Source organism: Bacillus sp. 05T21 (assembly GCF_056396785.1).
The window spans coordinates 71,443-94,243 of sequence record NZ_JBFTMD010000004.1 but is presented as its reverse complement, the minus strand read 5'-3'; the positions used below and the strand labels follow the sequence as shown (position 1 = coordinate 94,243).

Here is a 22,801-nt window from a genome sequence, read left to right as displayed (position 1 = left end):
ATACCGATCACAAACTTTTTTAGGTTAATGGTATGTCCAAGTTTAATAGTTTTTTGCACGAGAGCCATCTTTTTTATATTTATTTAATTATCCTACTAAGTTTTTTGTAAAATTCACCTTTTCTTTTTACATGATTAAACTGATTTGGATTAATATTAGCTTTTTGTGAGAGTGCTACAATCTCTTCTTTTGTAATTGAATCTTTAGTATTTATAGATGCTATATTTGTATATTTTCCATCTTCTGTTTTTGGGATTTCTAAAATCCCTTTATTTATAAGATCAACTACAGCCTTATGCTCTGAAGAATGTGTATCTACACCAGTAATTTTCCAATTATGCATAACTTTTGGCGTGTATACACCGTTCTTTACCTCTTTTAAATATGTAATAGCAAGGTTACGAATGGTTCCACCTGTTTCTCCGAATGCATTCTCTTGTTTAGATGACCAAGTTTGTTCAAATTTACGTCCCTCTAAAACTCCCCCTTTTGCCTGAAGAGCCTCCATTCTATACGCATTCATTCCTAGCGTCATAACATCGCTCATTTTGATTGGTTTATTTGTACGAATAGAGCGTAAATTTGTAATTCTACTACCATATGGTTTTGTTAAGTCAATTTCGTATTTTACGCCTCCAAAGAAATCGTTCGTACTGTATTTAGACGCACGACGGTTTTTATCAAAGCTAACTGTTACATCTCCGGCACGAGATGAGTTAAAATATCCTGCTGCCCATTCCATATAGTCTTTTAAATCTTTTCCAGTTATCTTATATACTGTAATTTCTCCCAAAGCATATTGATAATTATAAGCAATATCTTTCTTCTTTATAGGACCTATATCCAAACGGGCATAATCATTATCAATTTGATGGGCTACTACATCCGCCTTGCTGTAATGGAGCATGACTTCATGAAAGAAATCTGATAAAGGTGTCTCTTGAATCTGCACACTTGGAATACCCTTTATTTCATTTTCAGGAACAAGGTTTCTACCCTTTAATTGAGCGACTACAACATTTGCATCTCCTCTCACATACTCATGAAAAGGTGTTAGTGTTTCTTCAAGTGTAGAATCAGATAATACTGTAGTTCCATCAGCATTTTTTACAGGTATAGCGGTAGCTGTTTTATCTTTTAAAACAAGCTTCCCATCTTGCTTTGTAAAAGTAAGGTCAATACGTGAAATATGCGTTCCGTATTTATCTGGTTCTGTAATAATTACGCCATTTACAATTTCTTTTTTTACAAGTTTATGCATATGAGCCGCAAAAATAGCGCTTAGTTCCGGACAAGCATTCGCAATATCTTGAACACCAGTACCTGGGATTCCATTCTCATTTTCTAGTCCCATATGCATAACCCCTACCATTACATCTACTTTATCTTCTAATTCTTTAATAGCCTTTTTTGTCTCTTCTACTGGATTTTTCACTACTAAACCATCCAAATGATCTGTCCCTTTTTCAAAATCACTAATCATTGGTGTATTCATACCAATAATCCCGACTTTAATTCCACCTTTTTCAACAATCGTATATGCAGGAAGAAAACGCTCTCCATTTTCCTTATAAATATTTCCTGCTAACGTCTTTCCCTTGTATTGCTCACTAACTTTTTTCAATGTATCTAATCCAAAGTTGAATTCATGATTTCCAAATGCCCAGGCGTCATATCCCATTGTATTCATTGCTACCATCATTGGTGATTGTGGCTTATCGTTGAATAATTCTACTGAGTTTCCTTGAATTGTATCCCCGGCATCCACTAATATGGTATTTGGATTTTCTTGACGTACCTTCTTTATAACCGTATAAAGCTGCGTCAAACTTCCACTCATATTTGCTCCATCAAGCGCATAATCCCAAGGCATAAATCTACCATGAATATCTGCAGTACCTAACAATGTAATATTAACATTAGATTCCTCAGCCTTAGAAATAGCTGGTTTGACTGTTACTGCTGTTACAAGAAGCATAAGAATAATAAAATTGCATACATAGTTCTTCCATTTCATTTTTTGCATAATAACAATATTTCTCCCCTTTTTGTACTGTCATAAAGTTGCTTGAACTTTAAAAATGTAACTTATTATTCAAAGAAATTCAACTACAAAAGATAATTTTGGAGGTGGTTTTGCTGTGAAAATATAGAGAATAAAATGCATATATCCCCTAACAGAATAGTATTTTATCGTTTTCTAATAAAATACTTCTTCCTCCAACGTGTGAAGAGCGCTAAACCCACGGTAGATGTATATGTACTTTCAAAATTTTGGACATCTAACTCATTTCCGGATTTCATTGCCAATTTATTTCCTTCTAAATGAAAATGCTGAGATCACTTCCAAAAATAATAACCCCGCTCTTCATTTAAGACGGGGTTACACTTATACAGCAAATCGGATTCAGATTTTTTTCGAATGTTCATTTCCTCTTCAGGGGTAAGATCTGCTAGTTTCGTAATTTCTTCAGCTTTTTGGTTGCTTTCAACTAAATTCATCATAATTTTAATCAGGATTTCTATTTTATCACTCGAAATCTTGATGCTATCCCAAATCGCTCAATAAATAGATAATGATTTTTACTTTTCAACTCCACAAAACAATTTTATCTCTTTAATTTGTTCTATATGACGCTGTTCATGCAAATAGATCAGTTCTATCCACTGATCAAGAAGTAATTCTCCAAGAGCTGGATGCGTCACTGATTTTTTCGCTAATATAGATTCATCTTCTATTGTACTCAGGAAACTCATCAATTCTTTTCTAGAGTCGTTTAACAAATCAACCATTTGCTGCACTTCAAATGGTTCTATACTTGGTTCAATCATTTCTGGGGCTATAAATTTTATCGATCTATCTAATAAAATAGTCTGAATTTCTTTACGCTCATTTAAGATACTATCCATCTTTTTTAATCCCGATGAAATAACTGTTATAACTCTCTCATCTAATAAAACTAAGTGATGACAAACTTGTGCTATACTCCATTTATCCTTATCTGGTTTCTTATTAAATTGAGCATCACTTAACAAAGTAATTTCCTCAAATAATTGATTTCTAGTTTCATAAAACTTGTCATTTACAAATGTATTCATGTGAATTCTCCTTTCGCTAGAACCTACATACTTAAATTCCTACGCTAGAAATATTCTCTATGGAAAAAAGATTTTCCTTCACTATTATTCCAATCCAATCTTTTCTTTCTTTAGTAGGTTCTCTAATTCATGCTGAAATGTATGAGTTCTCTCAACATCCTTGAAGATTTCCTTGAGGTTATTATGCGCTACAGCTACATCATAATACTTTCAACGGAATCCTTTCAATATAACTACATAAAACGTTCCTAATTATCAATCTAGCATTAAATATATGTAAAAAATCACTCTATTCATTCATTTTTAATGCTTATGTATGTACATTTGTTAATTTATTAGTTATATTATGGGTATTGAATGATTACGAAAAGTTAATAAATCGCTTGTATAACACCTTATATTTTTATATCCGTGAAAACTACAAAATGTATAAAATTCCATTTGTCAAATGAATTTAATGCGGAAGGAGGTTTGTGGTTACTTCATCGGGATATAATAATCAGTTTTGAACTGATAAAAATATAGGAGGCGACATAATGTTTCGTACGATTTCAAATTTCATGAGAGTAGCTGAGATAAGAAACAAAATTCTTTTTACACTAGCGATGCTAATTGTTTTTCGAATTGGCACGTTTATTCCAGTTCCTCATACTAACGCAGAGGTATTAAAAGTACAAGATCAAGCCAACGTTTTAGGTATGCTAAACGTATTTGGCGGAGGAGCACTGCAACACTTCTCAATCTTTGCTGTAGGTATCACACCATATATTACAGCTTCTATCATTGTACAATTACTACAAATGGACGTTGTACCTAAATTTACAGAATGGGCAAAGCAAGGAGAAATGGGCCGTAAGAAATCAGCTCAATTTACTCGATACTTTACAATCATTCTCGCATTTATACAATCCATTGGGATGTCTTATGGTTTTAATAATATAGCAGGTGGACAATTAATTACAGATCAAAGCTGGACTACATACTTATTTATTGCGACAGTTTTAACTGCTGGTACTGCATTTTTACTTTGGTTAGGTGAACAAATTACCGCTAATGGCGTTGGTAATGGAATCTCAATGATTATCTTCGCAGGACTTGTTGCGGCGATTCCGAATGTCGCTAATCAAATTTATTTGCAACAATTCCAAAACGCAGGCGATCAGTTATTTATGCACATAATAAAAATGGTTTTAATTGGACTCGTAATTTTAGCGATAGTTGTTGGTGTTATTTACATTCAACAAGCTGTTCGAAAAATACCGATTCAATATGCAAAAGCTGTTTCAGGAAACAATCAATATCAAGGGGCAAAAAATACTCATTTACCTCTTAAAGTAAATAGTGCAGGTGTAATTCCTGTTATCTTTGCTTCAGCCTTTTTAATGACGCCGCGTACAATTGCGCAGCTCTTCCCTGATTCAAGCGTATCTAAATGGATAATTGCGAATCTTGATTTTGCACATCCATTTGGAATGACACTATATGTGGGTCTTATCGTTGCCTTCACATATTTCTACGCGTTTATTCAAGTAAATCCTGAACAAATGGCTGAGAATTTGAAAAAGCAAAACGGATATGTCCCGGGTATTCGCCCAGGTAAATCTACAGAACAGTATGTAACAAAAATTTTATACCGTTTAACATTTATCGGTGCGATTTTCTTAGGAGCAATTTCAATATTACCACTTGTATTTACAAAAATCGCTACATTACCACCATCTGCTCAAATCGGTGGTACAAGTTTACTAATCATCGTAGGTGTTGCATTAGAAACGATGAAGACGTTAGAAAGTCAACTTGTGAAGCGTCATTATAAAGGTTTTATAAAAAAAGTGAATTAATTACAAAAACACACTAGGATATAAAGACCTAGTGTGTTTTTTATTCTATAAAAATAAAACCCTCATTTTCTCGCTTCATATTTTTATCTTTATTTTATTACCATAAAAGTAGCTCCTTTCTCTCACCTTCAATATATCCCTCGGTGGTTATAAAAAGTCTCAGCATGAATTTATCTATAATTAAATAGTCTGGTACAAAATCTTTTAATGTTATTACTTGCTTTCTAACAATTCTTTTGTCACCTTTTATTCCAAAAACTTTAGCTTCTAAATAATCAATTTCACCTAAAAATAAATCTATCCTTTGATATATAGGGATTCCAACCAATTCTTTAACTTCTGGTTATATTGTGTAAGTTGTCTATTACTATCGTATAAAAAGAGATATTGAAATTCATTAACAATGTAGTTTGTAGACACAGGTATCATATTTTTCTTTCAAAAAAAACAGAGTGCCGCTCAACTAGCTCTCTGTTTTAAACTAATTATATTATTACGTATGTAAAATACCTTGCAAAACAACTTCTAATCCCCAGCGGAATCGTTCTTCTCCACCAGATAACATATCTTCTTTTAGACTTACAATCATTGGATACCTTGCTGTATCTAAAGCCTCATACGAAGCACGAATTGGGTCAAGAGTGGTACCTTTTTCTTTGCGAGCTGTTTGTTCATATGCGACCGAAGCAGCATATAACAGTAAAATATCTACTCCCCATGCTGATGCTCTTGCATTAACTCCACCTTCATGTAATTGACGCAAAATCTGTTCAGTAAGGGCTAAAGAATTTGGCCCAATTGGAATTGTCATTAAAGCTAATTCTGCCATTCCAGAAGAGTCGAATAAAATTCGAAAATATGAATGTACAAGTGTAAATAGTTCTTTTTTCCATGGTTCATTTTTCTCATCTGTTATTTCAATTTTCCCTAGGCCATAATCTAATACATACGCTCTTAATTCATCAGCATTTTTTACGTATACATATAAAGAAGACGGGCCTGTATCTAATACTTTTGCAATTTTACGCATACTAAGGCCAGAAATACCTTCAGACTCTAATAGGTCATAAGCAGTCTTAACAATGATTTCCTTACTTAACGGTTCTTTTGCTGGTCGTGAACGACGACTAGTAATTGTATTCGTTTGCTCTTCCATAGTTCTCCTTTAGTAAATATATTTTTATTGTTGCTCATGAAGTTGATTCATAAGATTATACATTTTCATAGTAGCATCCTCCGAGAAACAAATCTCAAGATTATCATTTGACACTTCAGCGGATTGAGAAGAATAATCGTACATTTTTTCTTCGTAATTTTCAATTGCCTCGTTCAAATTATCATGTTTTACAATAGATAATGCAAGTTCTGCCGCATCACGCATCGCTAGATTCACACCTTCTCCAGCAAATGGAGACATTAAATGTGCAGCATCACCAATTAAAGTAACACCAGGCTTACTTTTCCAAGTTAGTCCAACAGGTAACATGTAAATTCGTCTAGGAAAAATCGCACCATCTGCACATCTAATATAATTTTTAAGTGTTTCATCCCAGTCTTTGAAATATTGTAGAAGTTGATGTTTTGCTTCTTCTAAATTTTTAAATGGAATTCCACAATTATCAAGCCATTTTTTATCTGTTCTAAAACTTAAATACACGCGAATACTGTCATCTCCATTTAATTGCGCAAGAATTCCTTTATGCTCCGCAAGTGCAAATGCTTTGCCACGTCGATTAAATTTCGCCATCTGAGGATGATTTTTCGTTACATTTTTCAAATTCAATTCTACCATGCTAATACCAGTATATTGCGGTATAGAATTTGTGACAAGTGGACGAATTCGAGAGAAGGCACCATCTGCTGCTACCACTAAATCAACAGTGTCTACATGTCCATTTTCAAAATGAAGTTCATGTATACCATTTTCTACAGGAATGGCTTTTGTTAAGTTATAGCCCCAATGTATACATTGCGGATCAACAGCATTTAAAAGTAACTCACGTAAAGTGCCTCGATCAATTTCTGGACGATCTCCGCAATTAGGATCCGCTACTTCATCTAAATATATTTTCCCGTTCTTATCAAATAAACGAAAATCTTCTCCCTCATATCTAGCAAGTTCATTAAATTGTTCTAACAATCCTGCTTCTTTAAGCGCCTCTTGTCCGGAATCATGATGAATATCTAATGAACCTCCTTGTTGCCGAATCCATGGTGATGTTTCTCTTTCATATACGACACATTTTAAACCATGTTTCTGTAATATACGAGCTAATGTTAAACCTCCTGGTCCAGCACCTATAATTGCAATACGTTTTTCTCCTTTATTTTTTCTTTCCATCATTTATCACACCTTATATTTTATTGAATTACTTGTTTTATTTATAACACAACGTACACTGTTCGTAAAGTACATCGTTCGTTAATTGCTAAGCAAATTATGTTAAACTTAATGTGTAAAAATAAAAAGCATGTTACAAGTCAGTAGTAACATGCTTTTTAAGTTGATAAAGTAATAAACTTTTATTAACTTAATAGTCCCATGATTCCATTTGTATTATTTACATTTCTTTCTTCAATAACTTCCCTTGCTTAAAATAAACGCCCAGCGTAGAACGATTTGCTAAAAATACACCAATCAAGATTAAACAAGCACCAATTCCCATTGCAGGATTTAATGGTTCTCCTAATACAAAATAACCTACAATAACAGCAATTAACGGAGATACATACAACCAAGTCGATGGAAATACTGGATTTGTTTTTGATAAAAGCCAGTAATATAAACCGTGTCCACCGATAGATCCTACAAATATAAGATATAAAATTGGCCATTGTACATTCCAAGATGTTAATACAGCTAAATTCGGCTGTTCCATTACAACAGATACAATTAATAGCAAAACTCCTCCATAAAACATTTGAATGCCGTTAATAAGAAATGGTGATACGTTAGGTAAATCTGAAAGTATCTCTTTAGAACGAATAGAACCTATTCCATAAAACAACTCTCCTACTAATATAACAAGGCATGCAATACTCCATATGAAAGTAAGTTCTTGATGCATGCCAGGTAAAGATATAAACAAAACTCCTGTAAGTGCTATAACTAAAGCAACAAGTTGTTCTTTTTGCAATTTTGTTTTATTCCTCTTTGATTGTAATAGCAAAATCATCATTGGGGCTGTTGCAGATAGAACTGCAGCTAATCCAGAAGAAATATATTGTTCAGCCCAGTAAAGGGTCGCGAATGTCATAAATGTTAAACAAAAACCAGCATATATAATACGTTTCGATAATAAGTAAGGCATAATATCCTTTCGCTTTAATTTAAAAATAATAATGAGAATAAGGCCCGCCAAAAAGAAACGAATTCCAGCTGAAAATAATGGTGGTGCCCCCGCTTCTATTCCAATTTTTATCGTTAAAAATGTCGTTCCAAAAATAATACATACTAAAATATAATTTAAAATGACCATTTTCCTTCCTCCTTTTTACTCTTGAAATGAGTATAGAGGATATGGTGTATAACAGTGTATCCACGCATATAACAGTTGAATAAAAATATAGTTGATTGTCAGGATGTTTTTCGCTTTAATTAAATTAAAAAGAAAAACAGGTGATTCTATGAAGATAGTACTACGTAAAGAATCCAACATACCATATTACCAACAAATATATATGCAAATTGTTGAGAGAATTCAAAGCGGGATGCTTTCACATGGCGATTACCTCCCTTCTTTACGTTCTATGGCCGATGATTTGCAAATTAGTTTATTAACTGTTCGTAAAGCTTATAAACAGTTAGAAACGAAAGGTTATATACGAATTGAACAAGGAAAAGGTGCCTATATACATAAACGTGTGAATAAAGAGTTCAAACCAATTCCATATCAATGGCAACAAACGAAATCCATTAATGTTATGCGTTCTCAATATGTGATGAACCAACACCGTAAATATTTCGATTTTTCACAGGCGGTCCTTTATCCGCGTTTATTACCAAATCCGTTTCTTTCAGATGAAATGCACAAATTACTTAATAAAGATCAAATGATACTAGCAACTTACGGACCTGTTCAAGGCGATAAAGAACTTAGAGTGGAAATAACAAACTACTTAAAAGAACACCAACAATTAGTTACAGATCCATCTCAATTATTAATTACAAGTGGTGCCCAGCAAGGAATCGATTTAATCGCCCAAACATTATTAAAGCCTGGAGACATAGTGTTAGTAGAAAGTCCGTGTTATGGGGCGGCGCTTGATGTATTTGTTAATAAAGGAGTTCAAATTATCCCTGTTAGTCTTGATAACAACGGCATTCGCTCAGATTTAATCGATGATATTTGTCAAAGAAAGAATCCTGTTTTGTTATATGTGAATCCTACTTTTCAGAATCCAACGGGTACAGTAATGAGTAAAGAAAGAAGAATGGAACTTGTAGAACTAGCAGAGCTTTATCAATTTTTCATTTTAGAGGATGATTCTTTCGGAGAGATATATTTTGAGGATTTTAAAATTCCTCCTCCAATAAAAAGCTTTGATACAAATGGTCATGTTATATATTTAAAAGGATTTAGTAAAACGTTAGCACCAGGTCTTCGCATCGCGGCACTTATAGCTGAAGGTCCTATCTTTGAATGGTTATACGCCGTGAAGGCTTCGATGGATATTGGTAGTCCCTTATTGACACAAAAAGCACTACTTCCTTTTTTACGAGCCGAACGAATGAAAAATCATTTAGAAAAATTACGTACTGCTTTACAAATTAGACGCAATTTAACAATTGATATATTATCTCCATTAAAAGAATTAGAATTTGAAATACCTAATGGTGGATTTAACTTATGGGTTACACTCCCGCAGTCAATCGATCCTTTTACATTATTACAAAAAGCGAATGAAGTAGATGTTTCTTTTTTACCTGGAACAGCTTGTCTGTTAAGCCATGAAACTCAATATAATCATTTACGAATTAGTTATTCAATGTTAAATGATAAAGATATGTTGATTGGATTAGAAAGATTACATGATACAATTGCTAAGTTTAAATCAATGATTTAAACTCCAAAACAACAACTAACCTCTTATTCATACAATAAAAAACCAACACTTTAAAATTTTATTAAAAGTCAAGATATAAGCTGAACCTATTATTAATAGTGAATTCTTATCTAATGTCATACATTAGATTTATAAAAATTAAAAGGATAGAAGAGCTTGAATAAATTCGCCCTATCTATCCTCTTTTTAAATACAAATGACTAATCATAGCGGACTTCGCTGTCACCAGAACCCGTATTGCTCTATTGCTATGCTCAAACTTCTTTTTATTACTACTTGTTCAATAAGAGGTGTTTTCTTCCTGCATAAAATTTATTTTATAGGGAATTCATTATACTTATTAAAACAACAACATGATATAGACAAAACCAAAGAATAAACATAATGGACTATAGAACCAAGTGTCATATCTAGCAAACTGAGAATGTTTAATTTTTTTAAAAAATCCAACAAACTTAAAATCACCAATTGCCCTAATAATGAAAACTAAAGCACAGACAATACTTCCGATTTTAGATAAACTATTTGCTTCGAACCCCTGTAAATAACCTACTTGAACAACAATAATGACACTAGCTAATAGAATAAGAATGGCTACGAATAATGTTCCCCATATTCTCGGAGTAAAAGCAGGCTTATGTTCTCCCTCTTTTACTGGGATAACAGCAGCAGAACCCCATCGACCTCCAAAAGCCCAATAAATATGCAAAAAACTGATAAACCACAGAAGCCCCACAGCTACTACTATTAATAGTAATTTCACTTATTCGCCCCCAATTTCGTAACTTTAAAGATAACATACACTACCGTATGTTATAGTGAAAATTTTGTCCCTTCAGGTTTTATAACCATATTAGGGACATTTATTATCGAATAATCAATTATGCCTCAGCATAATTCGGTGACATCCGCCGGAGGCTTTCACTTCTTTCAGTGGATGTTTGGACACCCGCTGAAAGAAGTTAAAAGCTCAACCATTTTATCAATATCAAAATTAGGATTTGCTTCAAACCTTGTCATCCATCCTACATACGTTAAATAGGCAAGTCTCGCTCGATCAATTGATTCAGTTTCGTCTACGCCCATTTTTTGATACAATTTTGCAACACAAGAAATTCTTTGTTCTTCTATATCTACTAAACGTGTTGCCACAACAGGATCATATTTAGCCCAAGCATAAATACCATTCTCAATTTTTTTATCTCGATTAAAACTAATCTGTAATAGCTGTTCTAAAGAGGCATCCTGTTGCTCCATACTTTGAACAATCCGCTTTGTTGCATGTACTTCCCAAAAGTCGAGCATAGAATCTAAAAGCTCTTGATGGTCACGAAAATAGTGATAGAAGCTTCCTTTGCTTATTTTTAGCAATCGAGCAAGTGCTTCAATGCGAACTTTATGTATACCTTCATTAGCTAATTGTTGTAATCCTACTTTTATCCAGTCTTCCCTCGTTAATTGCATATCATCTCTCCAATAAAATACGGTAGCGTATGTTTTACGTTAAGTTACTACTATTCTCATTTTTTGTCAATTATTCATTCTGTTTATTTTTATGAACTTTAATGTTGTTGTTAATCGTAATATTGATCGTCATCACCCTCGCTAAATTAGATAACACGAAAGTCCCTTCAGGATTACTGAAGGGACTTTTACACGTTTGTGAAAAGTTCCTTTATGTACAAGAAGCGCTTTTCAGTCTAAAACTATTTTTTTAGATTACATTGCTCTAGAAGCTTTTCTAGCATTTCCAAAGTAACTGGTTGTGCCTTGGTAGTTAGTTGATACCCAATCCGTCCATTCGTTTCTACAGTTGCTTGTTGTAAATTCTTGATTTCATGTATACCTTTTTCTCTCAGATGCATAAATAATTGTTGTTCTGACATTTTTGCACGTAATAAATTCTTTTTTAAAATCTCCCCGTTTTCTATAACAATAATGCTAGTTCCATTTAGAAACTTTTCTATTTTTCGTGATTTCAATTCAAAAAAATGAATGATAAGTAAAACACTCGCAAAAATAAACGCAGTAAAAATAGATGGGACTACTTTCCTACTTAATATAGGTTCTACAATAATACGACCTATAGAAACAACAATAATAATTTCAGCTCTCGTCATTTGGCTAACAGATTTACTACCTGTCAATTTCAAAAAAATAATTCCAGTGAGGATTAAAATAAAGCTTTCAAAAAGTATATTCATTACAGTCCAATCCTTTAATTGTGAATGTTACTAGTATTCCCATTAAAGGATTTTTATGATATTTCACACACTCATCAGACCATGAAGGATATAAAGGTATCCATCCATACTGTTTATGTGCTTTATTATTTGAAGCTTCTCTCCCGGCTATTACTGGTATAGCACCAACTTTCTTTATTGCTTCTACTTGCGACTCATTACTAATCATTGCAAACACAATATGACCTTCTCTTATTAACATTAGCAATAAAGAACATCCTATTACACCAGTTGCACCTGCTACAAAAATTTGCATATGTGTTCCTTCTTATTTTGAATATCATAATTGAGACAAAACATATATAAAGTATGTGACAAATATTTGGTTAGTTTTTTCATTATTCATATGAAACGTATACTTTTAAAGGATTAATCATCCCTTGACTCAATTCCTCAAAACATTGTACGAGTGCAGTATAATCTATGTCATGTTCAAAAATTTCTTCTATAAATGGTGTTTGTTCTATTTTTCTAAAAAACCAATCTGCATGCTTTTGATAATCATATCCGTCACTTGACCCAATGATTTGCAATTCTTTCCGATAAAAGTCGGCGGTTAATGCTAGTTCTTCTTTATTACCATCAGAAAGTATACATATTACACCATTATTATTAAGGGCCTTTTGCAATGTACGAAATCCGCTATTTGTAGCTGAACATTCAAAACCGTAATTATATGTTTCTATTATTTGCTCTTCTGAATCATATATGTTTTTTGCACCAAATTTATTTGCCAATTCTCCTCCATTTCTATTAGGTTCAACAACATCCACATGATCCACACCTGCATAGTATTTTAAGAAATAACATGTGAGTAAACCCATAACTCCCATTCCAGTAATAAGTACCTTTCTATCCTGTCGTGGGTTTAGTTTTAATACTCCTTTAGCAGCATCACATGAAAGAATGGATAATAAGGCAACTTTAGGTTTTATATAACTAGGTACTCGAATTACTTTATGTCCCTTAACTATTCCTATCGTTTGATGCCCATAAAAAGAAACTACTTTATCACCTACTTTTAAATGTGTTACTTTATTTCCAACTTGAATAACTTCACCATAACTTTCATATCCAGTTTTTCTTGGATAAAAAGGATTAGTATCTGTAACATCCGATTCTTTATACTGTGGTAACTCTGCTCCAATACTAATTGCACCTGCGATTGTTTTAACGATAATTTCATCATCCTGTATAGACTTAATTTCACAAGTTTGCCAATTTAATTGTTTATGTCCTTCTAAAACTAACTTATATTGTTCCATTACTACCCTCCCACTTTACAAAATATATTCTCACCAAAATTCAAACAATGTATAATAGATTCATCCAAAATTAAAGCTATAACGTTGGCTAGCACTCAACAGTGATCACATGATAATTGAATTTGATGGATATGAAATTAATGAGTATGTTATTGGAAGTAACTGTTCCATTGCTGATTTAAAGAAAAAGTATAAAAACATAAAACACAATGATCTATCTTATAACGAAATTGTTTCCTTATTTTGTGTTAGAAATAATTATCAACGTATTTCAAAAATTTATTCAAAAGATATTTTAAGTGATATTGTAGTTGATTTAGACACAGACTATGTTTATATTCCTAGAAGGTAAAAGTAACTATTTTATAATAGAGAGTTTCAATGCAAATTATGATTTAGACAAAAATTTAATAATAGAAGTGAATACCCAAGTATAAATCGTAAATAGAGTAATAATATACATCGTAAATTCAAAAACAGTCAGCTTTCTCTCACGTTTTATATTCTTTAAATATCTATAAAAGAAAAATGAGCATAAGAGCATTAGTAATAAAGACATTTGATATAAATTTTCTACTACAAGAACTGCCATACACTTCCCCCCCATATAAAATATATAAACTATACTTAAAGGATACCATCAATCAGGAATTATTTACCATCTTTTTTGTGGAAAATCTATAATACTTATTCTTAAATAAAAAAGAGCACTCCTACAAATGAGTGCTCTTAAAAAATATTAATTTTGATTTAAAATATTCTCTTCGAAGTATTTTCCCCAGTCTGGTCGTCTTCCATCCATATCTGTAAATCCATACTCTCTTCCTAATTCCCATGAACTTAACGCTCGTCCCGTTTTTTCATGAACATTTGGATCACTTGCTAACGCTGCTACTGCTCTTCCAACAAAGAAAGGAGTTTCTGAAGCGATAAAATGAGGGTCTTGTTTAGCTCCTTCTCGCCAATTCTCCTCTGTTACACCAAATATATCTAACATCGCTTCTGAACGAAGGAATCCTGGACTAACTGCGACAGCTGTAATATTTTGTTGTTCTAAATCTTTCGCCATAGCTTCTGCTAAATGAATTGTTGAGACTTTTGCTAAACTATAGTACAAATTACCTCGATATTGATAATCGACACCATCTGTAATTTCAATAACAAGCCCCTTCTTATTTTTCACCATTAATGGTACACCGTAGTAGCTCGTCATCATATGAGAATGAACCGCTCTTTGTTGCATTAATAATCCGTTATGTAGATTGTGTTCCCAGAAAGGTTTCCCCCATTCAGTTAAAGGATCACCACCCCAAACATCGTTTACTAAAATATCAAGCTGTCCATTTTGTTCTTCTTGAATCTTTGTAAATAAAGCTTTAATATCTTCTTCTACTGTATGGTCAACACGAACTGCGATTCCTTTTCCGCCTTGCTTTGTAACAAGCTCTGCCGTTTCTTCAATCGTTTCAGTTCTTCCCATACAGGATAAATTCCCTTTAGTACTTCTTCCTGTTACATATACAGTTGCACCCGCTTCACCAAGCATCATCGCAATGCCTCTTCCAGCACCTCTTGTTGCTCCGGCCACAACCGCAACTTTACCCTGTAATGGTTTCATATCATTCTCCTTCATTTTTATCACTAAGTTTAATTATTTTTGGTATATGCTCACTATCATATTCTTTCGTATAGATTTCTCCATCAGGAGTAACAAATTGTAACGTAATTTTACCACACACGCCATTAATAATTTCAAATTCACCTTGTAGATTTGAAATAGCACGCTCTTTACTTTTAATGGAATCTTCATAAATTTTCACATTAGATATAGGTTCGTTGTTATGATCCACTATAACACCTCTCGAATACATAGCAACTGCTATACATTTGTCACTTTCTTTACTATTGATAATAATTACAAGTGCTCCAATAACTATAGTAATACATACAAACAAGGCTATTATTTTTCGTTTCATAACAAACCTCCTTATACGTATTATTCTTTTTTAAATTGAAAATCTAGACGTCCCAATTGTTTTACTTCCTCAATTACTTTGCGAATACCTTCTTCAATCTTATCTTCCTTTACATTCGATACGTTTAACTTCAACAACCTTTCTTTATGAAAATCATTTAAATAATTTCTATCAATAGAATCAATACTTATTTGATTTTCACTTAATTTTTTTATAAGTATTTCCGTCACTATGTTTTTCTGCATTTCTAAACAAGTGTGTATTCCCAATGTATTTTGCTTATTATATGTAAACAAAGATGGGTTTTCATTTTGCACTTTTTCTAATGTTTCTGCTAGTTTTATTGATCTATTGTAGTACGAAGCTTTAATTTTATGTTTATGCCGATCAAACATTCCGCTCTTTATATAAATTTCTAAAGCAGCTTGAGAAATCATCGGACTATCAATATCTAATATCTTTTTATATTTATGGAAATCATTTGCGATGGATGGCGGAATGACTGCAACTCCAACTCGTAAACCTGGAAAAATAATCTTTGAGTAACTTTTCAAATATATAACATGGTTACAATTATCTTGACTGTAAAAAGGATCTACTTTTGAATCAGTCTCTAAATCTGCTAAATAATCATCTTCCACTATAAATAAATTATATTTCTTCGCAAGTTTAATAATCTTTTCTCTCTCTTTTTTAGAATACGACGTTCCAAGTGGATGGTGAAACCTTGGAGTTGTATAAAAAAATTTAATTTTTTCTGTTTTGAATACCCTCTCTAGTTCATTTAAATCTATCCCTTCATGCGTACGCTTAATTCCGATTACAGGAATGTTATTTATTTCTACATATTCAATATATAAATGGTAACTTGGTTGTTCAATTAGTATTGTGCTATGTCCATTTGGAAATGGTATAGAAGTTAATATAGCAAGTGCTTGCTGGACACCTGACGTTATAAATATGTTTTCTTCATTAGTGAAAACTTGATAGTTTGCTAATTGTTTTTGCACAACCGAAATTAAAGATGGTAACCCTTTCGGTGTTCCGTATATAAACAAATCATTCTTATATGTATCAATCGCTTTATTAATGCAATGCTGAAAATCTAAGTATGGAAAAACATCGGGATCTGGTGCTGAAGAAGCAAAATCAATCATCTCGTTATTTTCTATGTAACTCCCAGATTTCTTAACAACATAGTATCCACTTTGAGGTACAGAATAAATAATATGACGCTTTTCCAATTCATGCAGCGCTCGTATTACAGTCGCCTTATTACATTCATATTGTGTAACAAGCGACCGTATAGACGGTAATTTCTTTCCTTCTTTTATCTCACCATTTTGAATCATACTTTCTAAGTCGTTCAAAACATGTAAATATTTATACATCATTACACCTCCTATTTTTTTGTACCGGTACAGTTTGTATTTGTTCACATTGTAGCACTAGATCAGAAGGATTACTATGTACGTATACTGGCCAGTAAGAAATCAACTACTATGAGGTGGAATTATGACAAATACAACAAAAGCATATATATCAGCATTACTCTATACATTTATTATTGGGTTTTCATTTATGTTTGTGAAACTAGCACTAACCATTACGAGTCCTCTTGATACTCTGGCTCACCGTTTTACAGTTGCCTTCATAGCAGCAACCATTCCGGTTATTTTGGGTTTTGTAAAGTTAAATATATCATTTAAAAACATACTTACACTTTTACCACTCGCAATATTTTATCCAGCATTGTTCTTTGCTTTCCAAGCATTTGGCTTAGTATATACAAGTTCATCTGAAGCTGGAATTATACAAGCAGCGATCCCTATATTTACGATGATACTAGCTTCCTATTTTTTAAAAGAATATACGAATACATGGCAAAAAACATCAGTATGTATTTCTGTCATAGGTGTCATTTATATATTTGTTATGAATGGTATAGGGGCTCATGAAACGAGCTTCATCGGTGTTATTCTCATTTTATTATCGGCATTATCATCTGCTTGCTATAATGTGTTAGCTCGGAAAATGACAAAGAAATTCAAGCTAATGGATTTAACATACACAATGACAGCAATCGGTTTTATTAGTTTTAATTTCATCGCAATCATTGACCATATGAACAAAGGTACAATAACTGTATACTTTAAGCCATTTACGAATGGAACATTCCTTATCTCCATTTTATATTTAGGATTATTATCTTCCTTACTAACAGCATTGTTATTAAACTATTCATTATCTTATATTGAAGCAGCGAAAATAAGTGTTTTTAGCAACTTATCTACACTTATTACCATTATCGCAGGCGTTGTATTCTTACAGGAGCAAATTTCCTACTATCATATTGTCGGTACACTTATGATTGTTCTTGGAGTAATAGGCACAAATTTTCTAGGCAAACAAGGAATCATAGCGAAAAAGAAGAAGACCTCCTTGAGTAAATAAAAAGTGAGGGGTAAATAATGCAGAACTCTAATACGATCGATATCCGTAATATACATGAGCTAGAAAACGAATTGTCTACTTTATTAAGTAAACCCATTTCTTCAGGAGAAGATTTAGAAAATTGGCTGAAAATACAGTCGAAATTAATATGGGAAATCGAAGAACAATTAAGATCACACTATATTGACTTTCAATGTAATACAGATAACAAAGAAATAAAAGATACGTTTGAATATGATCAACAATATGTAAGGCCTCTTTTGAAACGTTATCAAAATTCCTTTGATAATAAATATTTAGAGTCACCATTTCGAATGCAACTTGATCCAAAAACTTATAGCTTACTAGATAAAAAAATAAAAAATGCGCAAACATTATTTTGTGAAAAGAACATCGATTTAGAAGTAAAAGAAGACAAATTAGTAACCGAGTACTTCGAAATTACAGGCAGTTTGACTGCACTATGGGATGGCGAAGAAAAAACAATTACTGAACTACAGTCTTACTTACAAAATCCGAATCGTGATATACGAAAAAAAGCAAAAACGCTCATTTCCGAAAAATTTTTATCTGTTGAAAATAATTTACAACATATTTTAAATGAATTAATTGCAATCCGTCACCAAAAGGCAAAAAACATTCAATTAGATAATTATCGTGATTATATGTTTAAAAAATATGAACGTTTTGATTATACGGCTGATGATTGCTATGAACTTGCAGAATCCGTTCGTAAATACGTTGTGCCACTTATTGATAATATATTTAATGAGAAAAAAGCTGAACTTCAAGTAGATACACTTCGTCCGTGGGATCTAAAAGCAGCCGCACCAAATCAAAAAGTGTTAAAACCCATTGAAGACGAGAGTGATTTAATCGAAAAAAGTTCTCATATTTTACAAAAACTAGACCCAGAATTTTCTGCATTATTGAGCCGTATGCATAAAAATAATTGCTTAGATTTAGAAAGTCGTAAAGGAAAAGCACCTGGAGGATTTTGCGAACACTTACCTGCTTCTCAATTATCTTTTATTTTTATGAATCTCAATCATACACATTATGATGTTACTACTTTCCTCCATGAAATGGGCCATAGTATTCATAATGAATGTATGAAGCAGCTAAAGCTACAAAAATATTTAGAAATCCCTTCAGAATCAGCTGAGCTAGCCAGCATGACAATGGAATTGTTTTCGATGGAGTATTGGGATACATTTTATGAGAATACAGAAGAATTTATAAAAGCAAAATTAGATTTCTTTAAAGATATTGTTAAGTATTTACCACAAATGCTTATCGTTGATCAATTCCAACATTGGATGTATGAAAATCCAAATCATACTGCTAAAGAAAGAAATGAAAAATATTTAGAATTACATAACACTTACCAATCGAATGTGGTAAATATTGAAGGTTATGAAAACTGGATAGCAACTGGCTGGTTACCTGTACTACACATATTCGAAATACCATTCTATTATATCGAATATGCAATCGCGCAACTTGGTGCATTGCAAATGTATAAACAATATAAAGAGAATCCTAAACAAGCACTACAAAATTACAAACAAGCATTATCCCTAGGTAGCTCTGAATCCTTACCAGAGGTATATGAAGCAGCTGGAATTCGTTTTGATTTTTCTAGTGAGACAATAAAAGAATTAATGGCATTTGTAGAAGAAGAATTAAATTTACTTGAACAAATATAAGTACAAAAGATGCACCTATCCTTTTAGGTGCATCTTTTGTACTGTATTCTCATCTAATTAGTTTCAATTTTTATCTCGCTTTATTAATAAGCTCTATATATTGTAGGTCCCCATATCCTATTGCTGGAAAAAGATTAAATAACCTTTTTAATAACTCTTGTGTTGGTAAATCTTTATTTTTGGAGCTATAATTTACTACTACATTATTTTCTTTTAGCATTTCTAAGTATAAATCTATCGCCTGATACATTACAGGTAGTACCTCATGAGATGGCTTTTTATGATTTACTAGAACTTCATTGTAAACAGAAAAATAGTTCCCTAATTCAAGTTCAATTTGACTTACTTTAAATTCATCCTCTCTGAAGCTATTTAAGTATACTTCTCCCTTATAATCAGACTGTTCAAGGTAAGAAAGTACGGTAAGTAGATTCATTTGGCAAAACATATCCTCACCAAACCATAAAACGATACATTTATACTCTTTCTTAAAAAGATTCTCTAAAGGATGAATAACCTTTTTCATATAATTTTCTACAGTACCTTGATGTCCTTCTGCCCTTGTTTTAATAAACTCATCATCAAAAATCTGTGCAGTAGTCGTATTTACACACATAGCTTCATTAAATGGAGCGTAATCAGACTCCCCCATTAGTTTTTCACTTTTAAATTCTTCATACATAAATTGACCATTTAATATATTTAGTACATCTTTATCAAACAGCTCACTCTTCGCATTTCGTAACTGATCAACTTCAATTTTTCTAGAAAAATTCATTCTATCCCACTCCTTGCCATCATTGATTGAGAGTTTAATAAATGATTGAACCGGTATTTTGTTAAGTTGGAATTTTCCTGGGGTTATACCAAAAACAGTTTTAAATGCTCTACTATAAGCCTCTTGCGAAGAGTAATCGTAATCAAATGCGATATCAATTATCTTTCTATCATTCGTCAAATCTTCCGTTGATAAATACAATCTTCTAAGAAGAATATATCGTCTAATACTTATCCCTGTTACTTGATGAAATTTAAACGAACAGAAGTAAGGAGAATATCCCATATAATTAGATAATTTATCTAATGAAAACTTCTTTTTTAAATTGCCCTCAATCCATTCAATCATTAGCTGTATATGTTCATTCATTTATCCCCCTCCTCACTAAATATTATAAGAAGTATCCACTTCTCTCTTTTGATATTTCTTGTGGTTTATAACATTAACCACCCTCTAGAACCTTTAAATATCATATGTAATTACTCATTTCATATTTTTTCAGCTATCTTATTTTTCCATACATTTACTTAACTTTCTAATAAAGTGAAACTTTAATCAGTGGGAAGTTTGTTCCTCCCCACTGATTATTATCCCATACTAATCGGACTTTTACGGGATAAATCTTTTTTAAAGGATTCTACCAAATAAAACACGAAATTTGTAAGTTAAGGAACTAGTAGTTTTGTAAGTGGTAAATTTATGTTTGGAAAGGAAGTTAAAATGAGTAATATAGAAAAAGAGATACTTAAACTAATTAATAAACTATATCCATTGGATTTTATTGAAATGAAACCAATAACAAATGAAATGTATCAATGTCTCACAGCACAAGGTACTTACTTCGTTAGAATTACAAACTATAAAACATATGAAGAGCAATTAGAAGAAGTTACATATACGAACTTTTTATATCAAAAGGGCTTAGGAGTCCCTCCCATAATACCTTCTTTAAAGGGGAATTTAGTAGAGAAAATAACATTAGATAAAGAAGTTTTTGCTGTATTATATAAAGCTGCTCCTGGTATACATTTACCAAGAAACGAATGGAATTCTAATGTATTTAAAAAGCTTGGTCAACAAATTGGTAAATTACATCGTGCATCTAAAAATTTTGAAAGTATTGAACCAGTAAAACATATAAACGACTGGTATGAAAATGAAGAGTATAATTTTCTTAACTATATCCCAAAAGAAGAGACTACTATAAGAGAAATTGCATCTGACGTTTTAACTTCTATAAAGGATCTGCCAAAGTCCACTTCAAATTACGGCTTAATTCATGGAGATTTATGGTTAGAAAACATATTAGTGGACAATGATTTAAATTTAACAATGATTGATTTTCAAGACTGTGAAAAACATTTTTACATATTCGATTTAGCTGTTCCAGTCTATAGTGCGATAGAATATTCTTTCGTTGGGAATGGCAACATAGTCGACTATGAGAATTCTATTACAAAAGCAATAATCGACGGATACCAGGAGGAAAATGATCTACCTAAAGAAATGATAGAGCAGCTTCCATTGTTTATTAAATTAAAGGAGATATTCGAATATAGTTTAATGCATATGTATTGGAATAAAGAAGAGTTAACTGAGGAACAAGTACGGATAATGAACCTTTATAGAATAAAGATTGAAAAAAGCCATTCTTTAAACACAGTTGGTTTCCTATGAAGTACACCCAATTGTTACATTCAGTTTAACAATTGGGTGTACTTTTCTATAGATAAGTTTTCTTCAAAAGACAAAATACAAGGAGCGAAACGATATTTAATCGTACAGTGGCACCTATTTTTCAATCCATTCAACGGATTTATCTAGCTTAATACCATCCTCGATATTACTTTCTTCCAAAGTATTTGCCCTAGCTTGAATACAAATAAAATAGAGAGGTTCACTTGAATTGTTACGCCAAATTCTTTCCCCCTTTTGTGCCACCCTTATGACAGTACCCTCTTTGATTTCAAGGATTTCATCATCAATCTTGAATTCCCCTTGTCCTTTGACGAAGATATACAGCTCTTCATTTTCTCTATGCTTATGATAAAAGGGCATCGAAATGCCTGGAGGGAAAACATTTAGTGAAACTTCCATTCCTGTACATTGTAAGTCATCTTTAAGAAATACCTTTCCAGGAGCTTTAAATGGATTTCCATTTTTATATTGAAGCAGATTCTCCCACTTTCCTACTTGAACAGCACTAAAATTTTTACCTTCCATTGTTGAATTAACAAATTGACTCATTTATATTCTCCTCTCATATTTATTTTCCATAATTTCACTTTTTATTCTCTAATAAATGAATAAATCCTCTCACAAAAAGAAAACGAATAGTCTCTTTTTTACGGTAAAAAAACGGCTCAATT

Annotated in this window: 23 protein-coding genes; 6 read left to right on the top strand and 17 right to left on the bottom strand. The window is 32.2% G+C overall.

What is annotated here, in order from left to right; translation table 11 throughout:
* Window positions 1-79: 79 nt before the first annotated feature.
* Together AC1DKZ_RS10935 and AC1DKZ_RS10930 are read right to left on the bottom strand one after the other, a co-directional pair.
* Complete coding sequence (locus tag AC1DKZ_RS10935) at window positions 80-2,026, bottom strand: bifunctional metallophosphatase/5'-nucleotidase (RefSeq protein WP_476996212.1); 1,947 nt, start codon at window positions 2,024-2,026, stop codon at window positions 80-82.
* A gap of 557 nt (window positions 2,027-2,583) precedes the next feature.
* On the bottom strand, window positions 2,584-3,099 hold the full coding sequence (locus AC1DKZ_RS10930; protein ID WP_476996211.1) for a DinB family protein: 516 nt from the start codon (window positions 3,097-3,099) through the stop codon (window positions 2,584-2,586).
* A 536-nt stretch (window positions 3,100-3,635) separates the two neighbouring features.
* Between AC1DKZ_RS10930 and secY the strand changes: the two genes are divergently transcribed.
* On the top strand, window positions 3,636-4,940 hold the full coding sequence (gene secY / locus AC1DKZ_RS10925) for a preprotein translocase subunit SecY (RefSeq protein WP_002069884.1): 1,305 nt from the start codon (window positions 3,636-3,638) through the stop codon (window positions 4,938-4,940).
* A gap of 97 nt (window positions 4,941-5,037) precedes the next feature.
* Here the strand turns inward: secY and AC1DKZ_RS10920 are convergent, their stop codons facing one another.
* From AC1DKZ_RS10920 to AC1DKZ_RS10905, 4 genes are all read right to left on the bottom strand, one after another.
* Window positions 5,038-5,268 (bottom strand): hypothetical protein, encoded by a 231-nt coding sequence (locus AC1DKZ_RS10920; protein ID WP_016101932.1) that lies wholly within the window; start codon window positions 5,266-5,268, stop codon window positions 5,038-5,040.
* Window positions 5,269-5,433: 165 nt separating this feature from the next.
* Window positions 5,434-6,096 (bottom strand): TetR/AcrR family transcriptional regulator, encoded by a 663-nt coding sequence (locus AC1DKZ_RS10915; RefSeq protein WP_476996210.1) that lies wholly within the window; start codon window positions 6,094-6,096, stop codon window positions 5,434-5,436.
* A 24-nt stretch (window positions 6,097-6,120) separates the two neighbouring features.
* Window positions 6,121-7,284: an FAD-dependent oxidoreductase gene (locus AC1DKZ_RS10910; protein WP_476996209.1), complete on the bottom strand. Its 1,164-nt coding sequence runs from the start codon at window positions 7,282-7,284 to the stop codon at window positions 6,121-6,123.
* 217 nt (window positions 7,285-7,501) lie between these two features.
* Window positions 7,502-8,419 carry a DMT family transporter gene (locus AC1DKZ_RS10905; RefSeq protein WP_404447838.1) on the bottom strand — a complete coding sequence of 306 codons (918 nt, stop codon included), beginning with the start codon at window positions 8,417-8,419 and terminating at the stop codon, window positions 7,502-7,504.
* Between the two features lie 148 nt (window positions 8,420-8,567).
* Between AC1DKZ_RS10905 and pdxR the strand changes: the two genes are divergently transcribed.
* Window positions 8,568-10,007 (top strand): MocR-like pyridoxine biosynthesis transcription factor PdxR, encoded by a 1,440-nt coding sequence (gene pdxR / locus AC1DKZ_RS10900; RefSeq protein WP_431182521.1) that lies wholly within the window; start codon window positions 8,568-8,570, stop codon window positions 10,005-10,007.
* Between the two features lie 340 nt (window positions 10,008-10,347).
* Here pdxR and AC1DKZ_RS10895 read toward each other — a convergent pair whose 3' ends face one another.
* The 5 genes from AC1DKZ_RS10895 to AC1DKZ_RS10875 all read right to left on the bottom strand — a co-directional run bounded on the left by AC1DKZ_RS10895 (window position 10,348) and on the right by AC1DKZ_RS10875 (window position 13,515).
* Window positions 10,348-10,770: a DUF3995 domain-containing protein gene (locus AC1DKZ_RS10895; RefSeq protein WP_002085376.1), complete on the bottom strand. Its 423-nt coding sequence runs from the start codon at window positions 10,768-10,770 to the stop codon at window positions 10,348-10,350.
* Between the two features lie 167 nt (window positions 10,771-10,937).
* Window positions 10,938-11,471: a TetR/AcrR family transcriptional regulator gene (locus tag AC1DKZ_RS10890; RefSeq protein ID WP_476996208.1), complete on the bottom strand. Its 534-nt coding sequence runs from the start codon at window positions 11,469-11,471 to the stop codon at window positions 10,938-10,940.
* Between the two features lie 242 nt (window positions 11,472-11,713).
* Window positions 11,714-12,211 carry a DUF421 domain-containing protein gene (locus AC1DKZ_RS10885; RefSeq protein ID WP_113936431.1) on the bottom strand — a complete coding sequence of 166 codons (498 nt, stop codon included), beginning with the start codon at window positions 12,209-12,211 and terminating at the stop codon, window positions 11,714-11,716.
* Window positions 12,195-12,506, bottom strand: a complete 312-nt coding sequence (locus AC1DKZ_RS10880; RefSeq protein WP_476996207.1) for a hypothetical protein — start codon at window positions 12,504-12,506, stop codon at window positions 12,195-12,197. Before AC1DKZ_RS10880 ends, AC1DKZ_RS10885 begins: the two co-directional genes overlap by 17 nt.
* 82 nt (window positions 12,507-12,588) lie before the next feature.
* Window positions 12,589-13,515, bottom strand: coding sequence for a zinc-dependent alcohol dehydrogenase (locus AC1DKZ_RS10875; RefSeq protein WP_476996206.1), 927 nt, complete (start codon window positions 13,513-13,515; stop codon window positions 12,589-12,591).
* A gap of 109 nt (window positions 13,516-13,624) precedes the next feature.
* On the opposite strand from AC1DKZ_RS10875, the gene AC1DKZ_RS10870 reads away from it, so the two are divergent.
* Window positions 13,625-13,867 (top strand): hypothetical protein, encoded by a 243-nt coding sequence (locus AC1DKZ_RS10870; protein WP_016091405.1) that lies wholly within the window; start codon window positions 13,625-13,627, stop codon window positions 13,865-13,867.
* A 36-nt stretch (window positions 13,868-13,903) separates the two neighbouring features.
* Here AC1DKZ_RS10870 and AC1DKZ_RS10865 read toward each other — a convergent pair whose 3' ends face one another.
* From AC1DKZ_RS10865 to AC1DKZ_RS10850, 4 genes are all read right to left on the bottom strand, one after another.
* Window positions 13,904-14,107: a hypothetical protein gene (locus AC1DKZ_RS10865; RefSeq protein ID WP_000279913.1), complete on the bottom strand. Its 204-nt coding sequence runs from the start codon at window positions 14,105-14,107 to the stop codon at window positions 13,904-13,906.
* A 147-nt stretch (window positions 14,108-14,254) separates the two neighbouring features.
* Entirely contained in the window at window positions 14,255-15,133 is an 879-nt protein-coding gene (locus tag AC1DKZ_RS10860) for an SDR family oxidoreductase (protein ID WP_476996205.1), read from the bottom strand.
* Window position 15,134: 1 nt separating this feature from the next.
* Entirely contained in the window at window positions 15,135-15,491 is a 357-nt protein-coding gene (locus AC1DKZ_RS10855) for a serine/threonine protein kinase (protein WP_002147709.1), read from the bottom strand.
* 20 nt (window positions 15,492-15,511) lie between these two features.
* Window positions 15,512-16,882, bottom strand: coding sequence for an aminotransferase-like domain-containing protein (locus tag AC1DKZ_RS10850; RefSeq protein WP_476996204.1), 1,371 nt, complete (start codon window positions 16,880-16,882; stop codon window positions 15,512-15,514).
* Between the two features lie 124 nt (window positions 16,883-17,006).
* Between AC1DKZ_RS10850 and AC1DKZ_RS10845 the strand changes: the two genes are divergently transcribed.
* On the top strand, window positions 17,007-17,945 hold the full coding sequence (locus AC1DKZ_RS10845) for a DMT family transporter (protein WP_476996203.1): 939 nt from the start codon (window positions 17,007-17,009) through the stop codon (window positions 17,943-17,945).
* A 17-nt stretch (window positions 17,946-17,962) separates the two neighbouring features.
* A complete protein-coding gene (locus AC1DKZ_RS10840; protein ID WP_476996202.1) occupies window positions 17,963-19,654 on the top strand; it encodes a M3 family oligoendopeptidase in 1,692 nt (563 codons plus the stop codon).
* A gap of 70 nt (window positions 19,655-19,724) precedes the next feature.
* Here the strand turns inward: AC1DKZ_RS10840 and AC1DKZ_RS10835 are convergent, their stop codons facing one another.
* Window positions 19,725-20,801: a helix-turn-helix domain-containing protein gene (locus AC1DKZ_RS10835; protein ID WP_476996201.1), complete on the bottom strand. Its 1,077-nt coding sequence runs from the start codon at window positions 20,799-20,801 to the stop codon at window positions 19,725-19,727.
* 330 nt (window positions 20,802-21,131) lie between these two features.
* Here AC1DKZ_RS10835 and AC1DKZ_RS10830 point away from each other — a divergent pair, with 330 nt between their 5' ends.
* Window positions 21,132-22,109, top strand: a complete 978-nt coding sequence (locus AC1DKZ_RS10830; protein WP_476996200.1) for a phosphotransferase enzyme family protein — start codon at window positions 21,132-21,134, stop codon at window positions 22,107-22,109.
* A gap of 114 nt (window positions 22,110-22,223) precedes the next feature.
* Here the strand turns inward: AC1DKZ_RS10830 and AC1DKZ_RS10825 are convergent, their stop codons facing one another.
* Window positions 22,224-22,679: a cupin domain-containing protein gene (locus AC1DKZ_RS10825; protein ID WP_033715802.1), complete on the bottom strand. Its 456-nt coding sequence runs from the start codon at window positions 22,677-22,679 to the stop codon at window positions 22,224-22,226.
* Between the last annotated feature and the right edge of the window lie 122 nt (window positions 22,680-22,801).

What these genes read in the sequence shown, in the direction of transcription:
- AC1DKZ_RS10935 (WP_476996212.1), bottom strand. Translation starts at nt 2,026, where the DNA reads ATGCAAAAAATGAAATGGAAGAACTATGTATGCAATTTTATTATTCTT.
- AC1DKZ_RS10930 (WP_476996211.1), bottom strand. Translation starts at nt 3,099, where the DNA reads ATGAATACATTTGTAAATGACAAGTTTTATGAAACTAGAAATCAATTA.
- secY (WP_002069884.1), top strand. Translation starts at nt 3,636, where the DNA reads ATGTTTCGTACGATTTCAAATTTCATGAGAGTAGCTGAGATAAGAAAC.
- AC1DKZ_RS10915 (WP_476996210.1), bottom strand. Translation starts at nt 6,096, where the DNA reads ATGGAAGAGCAAACGAATACAATTACTAGTCGTCGTTCACGACCAGCA.
- AC1DKZ_RS10910 (WP_476996209.1), bottom strand. Translation starts at nt 7,284, where the DNA reads ATGATGGAAAGAAAAAATAAAGGAGAAAAACGTATTGCAATTATAGGT.
- AC1DKZ_RS10905 (WP_404447838.1), bottom strand. Translation starts at nt 8,419, where the DNA reads ATGGTCATTTTAAATTATATTTTAGTATGTATTATTTTTGGAACGACA.
- pdxR (WP_431182521.1), top strand. Translation starts at nt 8,568, where the DNA reads ATGAAGATAGTACTACGTAAAGAATCCAACATACCATATTACCAACAA.
- AC1DKZ_RS10890 (WP_476996208.1), bottom strand. Translation starts at nt 11,471, where the DNA reads ATGCAATTAACGAGGGAAGACTGGATAAAAGTAGGATTACAACAATTA.
- AC1DKZ_RS10885 (WP_113936431.1), bottom strand. Translation starts at nt 12,211, where the DNA reads ATGAATATACTTTTTGAAAGCTTTATTTTAATCCTCACTGGAATTATT.
- AC1DKZ_RS10880 (WP_476996207.1), bottom strand. Translation starts at nt 12,506, where the DNA reads ATGCAAATTTTTGTAGCAGGTGCAACTGGTGTAATAGGATGTTCTTTA.
- AC1DKZ_RS10875 (WP_476996206.1), bottom strand. Translation starts at nt 13,515, where the DNA reads ATGGAACAATATAAGTTAGTTTTAGAAGGACATAAACAATTAAATTGG.
- AC1DKZ_RS10870 (WP_016091405.1), top strand. Translation starts at nt 13,625, where the DNA reads ATGATAATTGAATTTGATGGATATGAAATTAATGAGTATGTTATTGGA.
- AC1DKZ_RS10865 (WP_000279913.1), bottom strand. Translation starts at nt 14,107, where the DNA reads ATGGCAGTTCTTGTAGTAGAAAATTTATATCAAATGTCTTTATTACTA.
- AC1DKZ_RS10860 (WP_476996205.1), bottom strand. Translation starts at nt 15,133, where the DNA reads ATGAAACCATTACAGGGTAAAGTTGCGGTTGTGGCCGGAGCAACAAGA.
- AC1DKZ_RS10855 (WP_002147709.1), bottom strand. Translation starts at nt 15,491, where the DNA reads ATGAAACGAAAAATAATAGCCTTGTTTGTATGTATTACTATAGTTATT.
- AC1DKZ_RS10850 (WP_476996204.1), bottom strand. Translation starts at nt 16,882, where the DNA reads ATGTATAAATATTTACATGTTTTGAACGACTTAGAAAGTATGATTCAA.
- AC1DKZ_RS10845 (WP_476996203.1), top strand. Translation starts at nt 17,007, where the DNA reads ATGACAAATACAACAAAAGCATATATATCAGCATTACTCTATACATTT.
- AC1DKZ_RS10840 (WP_476996202.1), top strand. Translation starts at nt 17,963, where the DNA reads ATGCAGAACTCTAATACGATCGATATCCGTAATATACATGAGCTAGAA.
- AC1DKZ_RS10835 (WP_476996201.1), bottom strand. Translation starts at nt 20,801, where the DNA reads ATGAATGAACATATACAGCTAATGATTGAATGGATTGAGGGCAATTTA.
- AC1DKZ_RS10830 (WP_476996200.1), top strand. Translation starts at nt 21,132, where the DNA reads ATGTTTGGAAAGGAAGTTAAAATGAGTAATATAGAAAAAGAGATACTT.
- AC1DKZ_RS10825 (WP_033715802.1), bottom strand. Translation starts at nt 22,679, where the DNA reads ATGAGTCAATTTGTTAATTCAACAATGGAAGGTAAAAATTTTAGTGCT.